The 13868-nt window shown below is 39.1% G+C and carries 15 protein-coding genes; 1 reads left to right on the top strand and 14 read right to left on the bottom strand.

Annotated elements, in window-relative coordinates; translation table 11 throughout:
• Positions 1–85: 85 nt before the first annotated feature.
• From BN6559_RS17000 to BN6559_RS16945, 12 genes are all read right to left on the bottom strand, one after another.
• Positions 86–634, bottom strand: a complete 549-nt coding sequence (locus BN6559_RS17000; protein ID WP_110955846.1) for an FHA domain-containing protein — start codon at positions 632–634, stop codon at positions 86–88.
• A gap of 12 nt (positions 635–646) precedes the next feature.
• Entirely contained in the window at positions 647–1096 is a 450-nt protein-coding gene (locus BN6559_RS19880; protein WP_110955845.1) for a J domain-containing protein, read from the bottom strand.
• A 70-nt stretch (positions 1097–1166) separates the two neighbouring features.
• The gene (locus tag BN6559_RS16990) at positions 1167–1592 is read right to left on the bottom strand and encodes a membrane-associated protease 1 (protein WP_110955844.1); all 426 of its coding nucleotides are present in this window, start codon (positions 1590–1592) and stop codon (positions 1167–1169) included.
• A gap of 82 nt (positions 1593–1674) precedes the next feature.
• A complete protein-coding gene (locus BN6559_RS16985) occupies positions 1675–2214 on the bottom strand; it encodes a hypothetical protein (protein ID WP_110955843.1) in 540 nt (179 codons plus the stop codon).
• Positions 2207–2629 carry a hypothetical protein gene (locus BN6559_RS16980; protein WP_110955842.1) on the bottom strand — a complete coding sequence of 141 codons (423 nt, stop codon included), beginning with the start codon at positions 2627–2629 and terminating at the stop codon, positions 2207–2209. Before BN6559_RS16980 ends, BN6559_RS16985 begins: the two co-directional genes overlap by 8 nt.
• 71 nt (positions 2630–2700) lie before the next feature.
• Positions 2701–3120 (bottom strand): hypothetical protein, encoded by a 420-nt coding sequence (locus tag BN6559_RS16975; protein WP_110955841.1) that lies wholly within the window; start codon positions 3118–3120, stop codon positions 2701–2703.
• An 8-nt stretch (positions 3121–3128) separates the two neighbouring features.
• Positions 3129–3539, bottom strand: a complete 411-nt coding sequence (locus tag BN6559_RS16970; RefSeq protein WP_199884098.1) for a hypothetical protein — start codon at positions 3537–3539, stop codon at positions 3129–3131.
• A gap of 17 nt (positions 3540–3556) precedes the next feature.
• Positions 3557–3988, bottom strand: a complete 432-nt coding sequence (locus BN6559_RS16965; protein WP_110955839.1) for a hypothetical protein — start codon at positions 3986–3988, stop codon at positions 3557–3559.
• A gap of 95 nt (positions 3989–4083) precedes the next feature.
• Complete coding sequence (locus BN6559_RS16960; protein WP_110955838.1) at positions 4084–6273, bottom strand: transcriptional regulator; 2190 nt, start codon at positions 6271–6273, stop codon at positions 4084–4086.
• Between the two features lie 20 nt (positions 6274–6293).
• A complete protein-coding gene (locus BN6559_RS16955) occupies positions 6294–8027 on the bottom strand; it encodes a vWA domain-containing protein (RefSeq protein ID WP_199884097.1) in 1734 nt (577 codons plus the stop codon).
• Positions 8028–8492: 465 nt separating this feature from the next.
• Positions 8493–9896: an FMN-binding glutamate synthase family protein gene (locus BN6559_RS16950; protein WP_110955837.1), complete on the bottom strand. Its 1404-nt coding sequence runs from the start codon at positions 9894–9896 to the stop codon at positions 8493–8495.
• A gap of 706 nt (positions 9897–10602) precedes the next feature.
• The gene (locus BN6559_RS16945) at positions 10603–11538 is read right to left on the bottom strand and encodes a substrate-binding domain-containing protein (RefSeq protein ID WP_110955836.1); all 936 of its coding nucleotides are present in this window, start codon (positions 11536–11538) and stop codon (positions 10603–10605) included.
• 304 nt (positions 11539–11842) lie between these two features.
• On the opposite strand from BN6559_RS16945, the gene BN6559_RS16940 reads away from it, so the two are divergent.
• Complete coding sequence (locus BN6559_RS16940) at positions 11843–12148, top strand: CC/Se motif family (seleno)protein (RefSeq protein WP_110955835.1); 306 nt, start codon at positions 11843–11845, stop codon at positions 12146–12148.
• A 112-nt stretch (positions 12149–12260) separates the two neighbouring features.
• Here BN6559_RS16940 and BN6559_RS16935 read toward each other — a convergent pair whose 3' ends face one another.
• Together BN6559_RS16935 and lgt are read right to left on the bottom strand one after the other, a co-directional pair.
• Positions 12261–12911, bottom strand: a complete 651-nt coding sequence (locus tag BN6559_RS16935; protein ID WP_199884096.1) for a methyltransferase family protein — start codon at positions 12909–12911, stop codon at positions 12261–12263.
• Positions 12912–12942: 31 nt separating this feature from the next.
• Positions 12943–13713, bottom strand: a complete 771-nt coding sequence (gene lgt / locus BN6559_RS16930; protein WP_110955834.1) for a prolipoprotein diacylglyceryl transferase — start codon at positions 13711–13713, stop codon at positions 12943–12945.
• Positions 13714–13868 lie beyond the last annotated feature (155 nt).

The following is a 13868-nucleotide window of genomic DNA, read 5'->3' as shown; positions in this document are numbered from 1 at the left end:
TTTCTCTAATCTTTTATTTAAATCATAAATTTTCATGCGATTTCAATTGCAGTTTAGTGCCTACAAAAATTTTGTAATTGTTTTTTTACTTTGCTAACAGCTTTGTCAACCCGATGATGATCATATCACCTGAATCGAGCTTGCACGGCTGATCAGCGGAAAGTTTGTATTTTCGTCCGTCAGCATTTTTTTGCAGTATCACACCATTTTTTGAACCTAAGTCTTCGATATACCAATGGTTGTCAGCATAATTTAAAACAGCATGTTCGATATCGATCATCGAAGCATAAACACTTTGATTTAGATTGACATCTACGTGATTTTCCTTGACGTCTTTACCGATAACGAGCGCCGTTTTCTCAAACATATCCCAGGCGGCAATTGGATTCTCTTCTTCATTGAGGAGCACCAATTCTGTAATAATGCCGCCCCCTGCAATTGGCAGATGCTCTGCTACATTCCATTCTTTAGACGCGGACGTCAAATAAAAAGCCAAGAATACAATCAGAGCACTGCCGGCGCAAACAGCGATATATACTCCACTCATGGCATCTTCCAGACCGTACAAAGCAATCAAAAGGATCAATCCGCACAGTCCGGCAATTGCCAAATCAATATTTTTTTTCTTATTCATTCCTGCACATCCTTACTTTTTAAAACTGGAAAAGAAACTGTCAAACATAGCGGTGGTATCAAGCGGATTTTTCTTTTTTTTCGCATTTACATTTAATTTTTCTTCTCTTGTAACCTTGCCGGTCTGAGGATCAAAACCAAAGTAACGTTCAAAATTCCCCTGCATTCCCTGTGCCATATTGGCAATGTCAAACGCGTCATTTGTCTCGAAAGACTGCCGCCGTGGCTCTTTCGATGCTGTTTTCGCTGTTTTTTGCGCTGCCGTATCATAGGATCGGCGCGCCTGTTTGTCACTTAAAATCCGATAGGCTTCGCCAACATCTTTAAATTTTTGCTCCGCTACCGGATTATCTCGATTGACGTCCGGGTGATATTTTTTTGCAAGCTTCCGATACGCCTTTTTAATTTCTTCTTCGCCAGCGTCCTTTGACACTCCCAGTATTGCATAAGGATTAAAATCCATGTTGTCACTTCACTTTCATCAGTCAATTTAGAAAAGGCGCGTCCGGTCAGGACACGCCTCTTCGATTCCATTAGGCAGGGTATCCGCCTTCTACGGTAACATTTGCGAATTTATCTTTCTTCTGCCGGAGAACCAGCGTAAAGGTGCCTGTACCATTCACATCGCCATATTCTTCTTTATAGTCTACGACAAATGCATTTGGAAAATGGTATTTCCGTTCAATAATGCCTGCTGCCGTCAACTCAATCGTAATTTTGCGATAGCAATCTGCTTTTTCTGCCGGTACGACTGACCACAAAGCCATCTTGCGCGTACTGTCATCCGGGTCGCCATCCGTAGCGGCGAGGATTTTCCCAGTGATCACCAAGCCTGTTCCCACATCCTTAGTGCGCGCATTGGAATCAAGTGGAATTTCTGTCGTAAAGCTTACGCTTTTTGTACATTCCGGCGGAATGTCAAATGGTTCTTGTCCTTCAATTTTGATACGAAACGCCATAGTGTTTCAACCTCCTTAAATTTTAGATATCCTTCAATATGTTATTTTTTACCGAAGCCTGGACTCTTCCTTGCTCCGCTTGTTACCAAACCTTCATTTTATCCATGATGAATTCACCTACGGTTTGGGGATCTTCCCCATTCCATTCTGCCATATAATAATCATGAACCATGTTAAGCTTTTTTTGATTGAATGTTGGCCAGACAGCCCCTCTAGGGTCATCAGTTTCAATCACAAAGCCAAGTGCATTAAGCCCCTCATTGCCAATACCAGCTGCCTGCATAATATCCCATGCGTAATTTACACAAGCATTGCCAACGGCAAGGTATGGACCAAAGGTTCCATATATTGTAGACTGGCAATATGCATGTACGTTGTGATAGGTTTCTTCCGTAAGCGGAAATGATTGCCGGGTAGAAAGGATCGTGTATTTTATTCCATCATCCGTTGCAACTCTGCCGACATCTGAATAAGCCTTTCCATCTTCTTTGGGATGAAACCCATAATGCTCTTTTAGACCTTCCTCGTTATCATCCAAGCTAATCCACATATGCCCTACATTTGACTCGCTGGTAAATGGTGGTGCAATGTATACGGTCAAAGTAAACCGACTTTCACACATTGTTGTCACATCCTTTCTGTTTCTTCTTTCGGATAAACAGCACCAAGGCCGTGGTTGGCAGTGCAAAAATTACATAGATCAAATCGTTGAGAATTATTTCTCTCAGATGCATCATAGGCGTATAATTTTGATAACTTCCTGCAAAACGAATAAACGTGCTATGCAGTTGATTGGCCGTCCCAACAAAAAATGGTGCCACAATGACCCATTTCCAATAATGCCGTAAAGAGAAAATCGTTGACATCATCGTAACTATGGAGACGATAATCGCAATCCATTTTAGTCCGCCATCCTTGCGGAAATCACTTGCTTCATAGGCTCTGCCGACTGGGTCGAAATAAAATACCAACACAGATACCACCAGAACAATCGCTGCATTCCACAGCCAGTGATTGTTTTCGAAAAATCTTCTCATCGTATCGCCCCATTTTGCTTTTAGTTTAGGCAATAAAATTCATGCAATCAGAGACAACATTTGATTCATCGTCAATAATTCTCGTTATTTTTCCTTTTCCGGCTAAATAACACCCATGCTGCAACTGGCAGTGTGAAAACTACATATACAAAACCATTTGCAGTACTTTCCCAAATGTATGTTTGATATGTATATGGGACGATTCTATCTATATTTTCATACTGTCTGCTATAAACATTCAAAAAACTAGAAAAGGTTACACAAAACGTTGCCCCAGCCACCCATTTCCAATAATTTCGCAGCGATATACACATAGCGATCATCGTTACAATAGAAACAACAACCAGTATCGATAAGATGCCACCATCTTTTCCGGTATGTGTAATTTGATACGCATTCCAGACTGGGTCGAAGTAAAACACTAACACAGACATGGTCAACACAATCGTCGTATTCCACAGATATTGGTAAGCAACTGAGACTTTTTTCATATCATTTGTTACTTCCTCTCTTGGTTCCTTGTTCGAATAAACAGTACCAAGGCTGTGGTTGGCAGTGCAAAAATTACATAGATCAAATCGTTGAGAATAATCCCTTCCACATGCATCATTGGTGTATACTCGGGGTACGCTCCTGCAAAACGAATAAAAATACTATGCAGGTGATTGGCCGTCCCAACAAAAAACGGTGCCACAATGACCCATTTCCAATAATGCCGTAAAGAGAAGATCGTCGACATCATCGTAACGATGGAAACGATAATCGCAATCCATTTTAGGCCGCCATCCTTGCGGAAATCACTTGCTTCATAGGCTCTGCCGACCGGGTCGAAATAAAATACTAGCACAGATACGACCAGCACAATTGCTGCATTCCACAGCCAGTGGTATTTTGACAAGACCTGTTTCATGCGATTGACCATAATCCTTACTCAGCCCCAAAGCCACCTTCGAGTTTGACCATAGCATTTTGGTCTTTTTTCTGTTTCATGTGAAGATAGAACGTACCAACGCCAGTTTCGTCGTCTAGTTCTTCTGTGTATTCCATTACGAAGGCATCTGATAGTGTATACTGCCGCACCATTTGGCTGGCAGCGACAATGTCAAGCTGTACATTTCTGTAGCAGTCCGCTTTTTCACTCGGTACCTGCGACCATTTTGCCACGTTGAGAGTAGCATCGGCTTCTTTACCGCCGAGAGAGTAGAGCATTTTCCCCCAAACTTTGATGCTGAGCGCTACATCAGTCGCTCTTGCATTGGAATCATTTGGTGAGTCGGAAAAAAATTCTGCTTTTAAGATTGCTCTTTCGTCAAATGCAATATCCTCCGGTCCACCAGTGACCTTTAATCTGAAACCCATATGAATTCCTCCCTTTTGTTGTATATGTAAATTTACCGACGCCAATTGGCTCTGCTAAAAAACAAATCTATTCACGTCGGCATAGGGTTCGCATTTTATGCGCTGTGTCCTGCTGAAGTCAAACGGTTGATCTCAATTTCAAGATTTTTCACATTGCCGTTAAAGGTGATATCCAGCGTACAGATGCCGTTAATTTCGTCAATGATGTAACTAATATCATCGCCTTCACTGATAATTGAGTTGATTTTATCGCGTTTCCCAACCCATAGGCTTTTTTGACTCTGCGGATTATTGGAAAAGAATTTTACAATATTATCTTGTTTGAAATCACCGGTAGCATGACGCAGAATACGTTCGATATAAGTCGTAACCTGTGTCTTAAAAATTGGTTCGTAAACACCAAGCTCCGCATCATAAAGAAGGTTGCGCGCTTTATATACCATGATATCCGTAATATTCATGCCATCGAAGGCAGCGTTTTCAGAGGAAAACACGAAGCCGAAGCTTTTACGATTGATATCGTCTTTAATGCTGTTTGTAAATCCGGTAATTTCCTTTGCCAGCGATGTCCGCACACGAAGCGGATGATCATCGGCTTCGATATCAAAACGCACACCCGGCAATTCGCTGTCAACATTACGCTTAAAGGTTTTTTTGAGGTATTCCGGACATTGCATCGCAGCGCACAGACCTGCTGCAACAAAAGCTGCCCCAATGTAAACACCATCTATCCATAGCTTCATGATATCTTCTTTCGCGTCAGAAAGTTCCGCCAGATTCGCATCGTTTAAGAACATCTTTTTATCGAGAATGACACCAGATTTATCTTTTGGTACGATGGTGAAATTCGGAATACATGGGATGGCAAATTCACTGTACGTTTTACCTGTCAGACTCGCACAACGTTCAACAAATTTGTCGATTCCTTCAGTCGCCATATAATTAAAGGTCGTTTTGTCGCCAGTCTCATAGCTAAAGAAGCATTGTACACGATAATCTTTCATCACATCGAGAATGCGTGCTAATGATTCTACGCTGTTGACGTTTAGATTTTCGACGATTTGATTTCCTTTAAACCGTTCGCGCGTTAATTTCATTTTTGAATTTTGATCAAGCGATACGGATGGGAAGATCGCGTACCATAAGGTGTTATTGAAATCATTTTTCGCATTGACTGTATTTAAATACGTGGTCAGACGTGGAACATTTGATGTTTTTGCTACCATGTCATTGCTCGCGTTGCTAATGAGCAAGGATGGACGCATGCCTTTAAGTTTTGTCGGATATTGTTCGAAGAACATCCTGACCCCCAGTACTTTTTCAATCAAAGGTTTTACAGTTTTAATAAAATCATCTTTAGCGGTTTTATAAAATTCCAAGTAGGAATTGTAGTTTGCAATTTCTTTTGCGGCATCAACAGTTGATACCATTGTGGACGGCAATGGACAAAAGGTCCGAGCAACGAGTGCTTTTACATAATTGTTGTGATTTTCTTCGTTCAATGCTTCATAATCTTCTTCAATTGCTGTAATGAGGCCTCCATTGATCTGATCGTCCAGCGTTGCCAATGCCTTTGTTTCCGGTTTTGGCGCTTCTAGTATTTTGAGTTCGCCTTCTTCCCCCATGGACAATACCCCAAGCGTAAGCGGTGTATCATTTGCACCGTCACCGCCGGCACCTAGTAACAGCCGTGTCTTAATATCTTCAATCGCCAGTGGAAGCATAGCCATAACGTTGTTGTAATTCGTGCTGGCTTCTTCAAACATGACATTCAGTTTGTCGCCCACATCAAGTTTTTTTGGATCACCATCATCAAGCTGCGCATACTCGGAATAAATATAGCGCATTTCTTTTCTAAGCTGACGAATATCTTCCATAACTTTGGCCGGCGAAATCAAATTGGTCAATTTTTCAAATTTGAAATCGACATTTAAAAGACCTTGTGAGCGTTTGGTTTCTACCAATGTCAATAACATCTTAAGAAAATCATTGTGCATGTTAAGATGAATTTCTGTTAACAGTTCGTCCGGAATACTTTCAGGTTTTTTCAACGTATACATGACACGTTGATTATTCGCATTATAAAAGGAGTAAACCACAGGATCAAATTTTTCTAGGAACTCGTCAAAATTTCTGACTAACAGATGTTCATTGATCTCTTTGATTTTCTCGTCATTTAAGCTGTCCATTTCCTTTACATCGCCCACCATAGTGAGCAAGTCGAGTTTTTCAGGATTGATTTCTTCAAACAATATAGTTCGATTGGTTTGCGTAATAATGGCCAATTTTTGTCCACTCCTTTGCTTTAGCGTCGTTCAGACGGCTTGACATTTTTATATTCTAAGATAAGTTCGCTGTGTTCGTCCTCAAATGTAATATGAATTCTTTCATGAAAGTAGACGAGACAGCTATGATCTTTGACTAACAAATCCCTATTTTTCAAAATGGTGCAGTCAGATTTATTGGTAAGTACCAGTGCTTTATTGGCACCCGGACTAAAGAAGATTTTATATGCACCAGGCAAGGAAAAGGAAATCCCACATTGCTCTAGAATTGCCCCCAGCGTGATTTCTTCCTTTTGGAAGTTACGGTATAAATTATATTCCATAGGTGCAATGTCACTATCATCTGGCGTCTGTGTAATATAAATTTTGAATTTACCAGCATATTCATAACGACTTATGATCGGCGGCGGGGGCAGCGGTTTTGGCTCGCGCATTCTCCACCAAATCAACCCAACAGTTGCTATGACAATACAAGCAATCCATAATTTTTCATAACCTTCCGCCTGTTTAACCTGTACAGAAATTGTTTCCGGTGTAATCATGTTGACACCGAGATCTTCATAGTGCACTTTGACCTCTACACTACGCGATTGATCGGCTGACAGAGAAAAACGAATAGATCCATTTTCCACAACTGCCGCAATTTCCTGATCATCTGCTGTTACTCGAACTGATTTTCCCTCAAAATATGGATCATCTAAAAGATGTAAATTTTGATTTTGTGTACTGACAGGAACTAATCTAACTTCAGCTATTTTTTGACCGGATTCTTCAAGTGTTGTATTTTTCACCTCAACTTGAACAGATGCATTCATTTCTAAGATCAGATCAGCCTGTACATTCCCTCCATTCGCAGCTAGAAAACGAATCTGAACTGCTTCGCTTTGCGGTTGCCATAAATTCACAACTGCAAATTGTTTACCACTCACAATTTTACCGCTCTGTGCAGTATAATCAGCGCCAACATTGTATAACGGTACTGTGGAGGTAAGAGAGATTTTCGCTTTATTGATATACTCCATATGTTTTAGCGGCAGATGTACACGGAGTGCATCATTTTGTAGATCACTACTGCTAACCGATGTCTTGGCAATGCCAAATTTCCCATATACGATTGTTTTGGCAATATCGTGTAATTCAGCAACAGTGTCAACGTGAAACAAATCTCCATTTTTAGGGTTGTTCGCATTGTAAATATTCGCCTGTGATAAACGCCCCTGTTCACCGATTGCGACGGATAAAACACGAATACCGCGCTGCGCCGCCGTTTGCATCGCTTGACTAAACTGCATTTCGGAAACTTTTGTTGCATCCGGGGTATCTAGCATAATTTCACCATCGGAAAGTAAAATTACCGTTTTTTCTGCTTCGCTATCTTTGAACAAAGTCAGTGCTTTCTCCAATCCGACTCCGGCATTCGTATATCCCGTATAACTCAATTGCCGAAGCGTTTCAGCAATTGCCTCTCGTTTCAGATCCACCGAATTTATTGACTGCACTTCTGTACCGTAGGCAACGAGCCCTACTGCATAGTTATCCGGCAATAGATATAAAATCTTTTCTAAACAGTCTGGCACAAGTTTCCCCGCATCAGTCGTATTCATAGAATTGCTGACATCAATGAGGAAGATGACTTCATGCTGTTTTACGGCTTCCGATGCTGCGCCTCTAGAAAAATTCCCCCAAAAGCACGTTAACACAAAAATAAAAATAAAAAGTAACGTCGGCATTTTTAAAATTTTTCTTTGTTGCAATTTTCGTTTTTCACCTCCTTTGAAAAAACGCAAATGCATTTCCTATTTAGAAGATCCATACAATGCAAAAAGGTATTTACATTTGTAAATCGATCAGCGAAATAATCTAAATGAAAAACCTCAGCATCTATAACAGAACTACTTAAATAAATTTTTTATAACTCTGCGATAAAAAAATATTAACATACTCCGACTTTATATGTCATTAGTTTCCATGGTTTTTATGTAAAAATGATACATTTGTCCCACTGAAATACAGAATTACATTTTTCTACATATTTCGTCATTTTATTTCATTTTTCAACCATGTTAATTTTATAAAATATGCTATTTTGCTTGCAGCAAAGTAAGCTGAAAAGACAAAAAGGCCCTGAGAAACAAACAGCTTTTACTTGTTTGTTTCTCAGGGCCTTTTGCCAAACCATAACTTTTCAAATGTGCATATAACCGAATTTCAAGTTCAGGTCATTGAAGGAATGATCTAGAATCATTATGCGCTTCTTCTTGTACCGATTCTTTTGTATTTTCTGCGTGATCTTGTCTTGGTGAGGCAGCACAACGAATGCCAATAAATTCTGCTAATTCTTTATCCACAGTTACCAAATCGCTGCCATTGAGTTCTTTTGCGGCACTTTTGCCAACTGCTTGGATGGCAAGCTGCATTTCTAGTGTACACGAAGTTAAAAAATTGGCTAGATGCTCCGCCGCCACGTCAACATCCAACTTATGCGTTTTCTTTCCTGAATATAAAGCTAATTGTGATGGTGGTGATTGCGGTAAAACCTTGGTAACTTGGGTATGCATCGCAGCTAAAAGTGCAATCGTCCCGATATAAATCGCATCCGCACCAAGCGCAAGTGCTTTTAAGAAATGTCCCGGTGTCGTCATACCGCCTGCAACGATAATGCTAAATTTTTCTCTTAAATCATGTTTGGTTAACCAAGCGACTGTTCTGACTAAAGTATGAAGTGTCGGCAAACCTACATTATCTTGAAGCGTTGGGTTTGATGATGCTGTACCGCCTTCGGATCCATCAATTACAATATAATCGGCCTGCGTTTGTGCAATGACAGCCAGCTCATATTCAATATAGTCTGTTCCCGCAATCTTTACACCAACAGGCACGTCATATTGTTTTTTCATTTCATTGATCATATTTATATAATCTTTTGTCGTGCTTTTACCAGGCATCCGAGCATAAACGGTGGCATCCTTTCCTTTTTCCAAGTGCCAGGATTTTCGCAGATGGTTACCAATTTCTTCTGCCAACATAGGTTCATCTACAGCACCACCCCACGCACCTTGACCAAGCTGAATTTCGATCGCGTCCAGCGCGCTTAATTGCTCTTTTCCACTTAACATGCCACCACGATGGTACTGGCCGATTAGAAATTTTGCGGCTCTGCGTTCTTCATTCGTTACAGCGGATTCACCGGTGTTTGTAGAAGTCCCGACCATCGCGGCTCCTTTTGCCAAAGCTACTTTCATTGGCAAACTAAGTGATCCTCCATATGACATTCCGGTAATCATAATCGGCATGTCCAAAACGAGCGGTTTCTTAGCATTTGGACCAATGACCGTCTGCATTTTTACCTTGGTATAATCCTCAGTTGGTAATTGAAATAGCTGCTTCGGATTTAGTAAAATTTTGTCCCATGGCGATAGTACGACAGGACTTCCCAAAGGTCTTACTAATTCCTTTCCTGACTCAGCACGCATTGCCGCTTCAACCATAGCTTTTGGTGAAATTTTTTCAGCAGCAGTCACCATGAGAAAAAGATTATCCGAATAACCTTCAGTGAACATTTTCTTAACCGTGTCATCCATTGCGGGATCCATTAATTTCATTGTTAACCAATTAAATAACATGATTCCACCTCCAATCCATAGTATTTTAGAGTTGCGTTTGGATTATACTGCAGCAAGGTAATCCCGCAAATAAAAACATCCGTAGAGGAAATTTTTTCTCTTCGGCATGCCCAAATTTTGCAAATAAAAGACTTCGCTACGGCCTGTATATTTTGTTCATTTTTTTATCTTTTAAAGCAAATTTAATTTAAAATTGACGTTTTATTTAGATAACATAAAATAGCTATATTTAGTATCTTGTACAAACGACTACACTTGCATCCATTTTATTATGCAATGGATTTTTTAATAAAGATTCGCCTTCATTTGATTTAAAAATCTCACATGCAACCTTGGGATTTATCTAAATTTACATGACGCTACTTCCATGTAACTTAATAAAATCATGCAATGATTGTTAGATAATTTCCGAACTGAGAAATTCTATGTACGTCTGAAAAAGTTTTAAATAATTATGATTTATCCCCACTAAAAACAATTCATATTCTATAACGCAATCTGTTAACATAAAATCATTTTTCTCAATTTATAAAATCACTATATTAACGCAATTTGATCCTACAAATTTCTTTTTTACAAAAATCGAAAATATTTAAGCAGTACATCTTATTTGAGAAAATTTTAAATCGCAGATATCACATTCATTGCATAAAAAAACAATGAAGGTATCCAGCTACAGGATATCTCCATTGTTTTCTTATACGATTTAAAATTTTACGAGTTCTCCCATTTCACTGATATCATAGCCACCGATATTTTTAAATTCTTTTTTAAATTCTTCTGATCGTATAATTCTCAGCATTGCTATGATTTCTGGTCGATCTAGATCTTCTTTTTTTATAACTAAATCATAATTTTCTTGTTGTAATGGTATAAAGTCTACACCATCTACCTGTTTTGAAATCTTTTCTATGCCGATTCCAACATCCGCTTCGCCGCGACCAACTGCACTTGCAACAGCAAGGTGCGACTGCACTTGATTTTCATATCCATGAATTTTTTTCCGTGAGATGCCAAGCAGTTTTAATTTTTCATCTAATAAAACTCTAGAACCAGCACCAAATTCTCTATTAACTAAAACGATATCAGAACGCTCAAAATCTTGCCATGAAGTAATTTGCTTCGGATTTCCTTTGGCGACGAAAAAGCCTTGCATACGTTTTGTAAAATGTATAATGATACTTGGAATTCCAGGCAGCAAACATTTTACATATGGAATGTTATATTGATTCGTCTCACCATCCCACAAGTGCGCTGAAGCTACATCAATCTTGTTTCTATATAACGAAGTTAGACTATCATAGCTACCAATATACGCGCGCAAAGCAGGATACCCGTAGCTGCGCATATAGTTCGAAAGTACATCCAATAGAATATCTTGTCCACAAATAACAAACTCACTTCTATTTTCATTTTTTTCTATGGCTTTCATGGGCGACATTTCCTGCTTTTCAGTAGAAACAGTCTGTTCATTTCGTGAACGATTGATATAGTCTGCTACATCGCGTTCTGTAAAACGAACTTTTCTACCAACTTTGTAAGATACGATTTCACCGCTTTTAATTAATCCGTAAATCGTACTTTTACTGACATTCAGCATATTGGCAACATCTTGTGTTGATAAAGCTTTTTTTTCTTCCATTTTTTTCTCCATTCAAAAATAGCTTATAAGTATCCAAATCTTTTCGCTAAATTGCAAAAATATTTTCTATGTTATAAAATATTCCACCAAAATACAATAAATAAACGAACTATATTTTATTATACCATATGCATTTTTATAAGAAAACACGGTGAATTTATCACTCATAAGCTTTGGCTACTTCCTATATTTAAAGCCCACTTTACTTTTTTATTTTCTCAAATCATTGAACTTGCAAGGAATAGAGCCTGTATTGTATAATGACGAATCAATATTTCCAAGAAAATATGAAGGAGAAAATTTCATGGAATTTCAATACGCTTCAGAAACAAAACAATTTATACTCGATCACGGTGCGGCAATAACGATCCAATTTCAAAGTGAAGAATGTTATGCTTGCTGCGGCAAGCAACGCACCACCTTTCCAACTGTTCAAATTGGAAAACCGCAGGATATCCAACAAGCTGCTTATGAAATTATCTATAGCGATGAACTCACAATTTATGTAGAAAAAGCTATTTATCAAATGGATTCCGCTCTTGTATTTGCGATTGTAATGAATCCTTCAAAGGAACCTCCTTTAGACCTATATGGGGTAACACCAAATTAAAATCGTATTTTCTGCATCTAAAAGCTTTATAAATTCATATAAAAATCTTAACACAAGGCGCATTACTTTTCATCCAATTTGTAATGCGCCTTGTGTTAATTTCCCCTAATTCTTATCTAGTTTCGTGCTTGCGCTTTTGACGTGGTATAAAGCCTGGTGTTACTGCTTGATATTGCTCGTAAACCTCCCCAAAATACGCGCGAGATTCACGCTCTTCCAAACGCGCCAACCGTATATACATCACTACCAAAATAGGATACATCAAAACTGTTAAAAGCGTTGGCCATTGCAACAAAAAACCGGTCATAATGGCAATAAAGGCAACATATTGCGGATGACGAATCACCGCATATGGACCAGTCTGTGCCAGTTCTTGCTTTCGTTGTGCACGATAAAGATATACCCAAGTAAATGCTAAAAACATCATGCCTCCCAAGATCAACCAGCTACTTAACGCATGAATTGGATTTTGATGCGGATCCCCACTCATCCCCAGCAAGGTATACCAGATATGTCCGGCATCATGGCTGAACAAGGCACTCTCCGGAAAATATTTAGCTAACCAACCGGACAAAAGATAAATCGTTAATGGAAAACCATACATTTCCGTAAACAAAGCTACGATAAACGCAGAAAAAGTACCAAAAGTTCGCCAATCTGTCAACGATCGAGGACGAGCAAAACTAAAAGCAAATATAATAAATATCAAAGAATTGATGATCACAACCGGCCATAATCCATAGCCCCACATTGTATGTTCCATCGTATTCCCTCCAAACATTTTATTTATTCAATCATTCGTAAGACTTCTGACCTTTACGAAAGTTCCATATCCAAAGACTTGCTGCTACCAAAACAGTCAGCAATGCAGTCAGTTGCGCTGCTTTAAAACCTCCAATCATCAGACTATCGGTTCGCAGAAATTCTAGTCCAAATCGAGCCAGTGAGTATAAAATAAAATACGTCAAAGCCACCTGACCATCAAATTTCTTTTTACGAAATATCCATAGTACAATCGGTAAAATCAGAAGATCTATCCCTGCCTCCATTAATTCCGCGGGCACAAGGGACGTGGCTCCCCATGCATGAAAGGCTGGCGTACCTGGCTGATAAATTATACCATACCAAGCTTCTGTCGGTTTTCCATATGCATCACCATTAAAAAAGCAACCAATCCGACCAATGGCCTGCCCTAAAAGAAGTCCGGGTGAAGCAATATCAGCAAATCGACGAAAGCTTACTTTTTTTCGTCTGAAATACCACCAACCAAATATAACATTCGCAAAAACTGCACCTTGGATGGATAAACCGCCTTGCCAAAACATCAACATTTCCACTGGGTTTGAACTATATTCTTCCCACGAGAAGATGACCTCCCATAGCCTGGCACCCAAAAGGCCTGCAAATACACCATATAAGATATATTCTTGTATCATTTCTGATGTGAATTCACTGTTTTTTGCTAACCGAATCGTCAACCAAACACCAGCGAAAATTCCTATCGACACTAAAACTCCCCAAACGCGAAATTCCAAACTTCCAATACTAAATAAAATCGGATGCATACTTTTGCCTGCTTTCTATAGAAACTTATCTCATGTATCTTTCTGTAAAGCTTCATGAGCGATCAGAAAATTTATTTGTTTTTATCTTAGCAAAATTTTATGAATATACTATGAAGAACTTTTGAAAAACTTATGTATTCTCAGTAAATCACTTA

This window comes from Massilibacillus massiliensis (assembly GCF_900086705.1).
GTDB classification, from domain to species: Bacteria; Bacillota; Negativicutes; order FLKF01; family FLKF01; genus Massilibacillus; species Massilibacillus massiliensis.
This window is presented reverse-complemented; position numbering and strand designations above follow the sequence as displayed.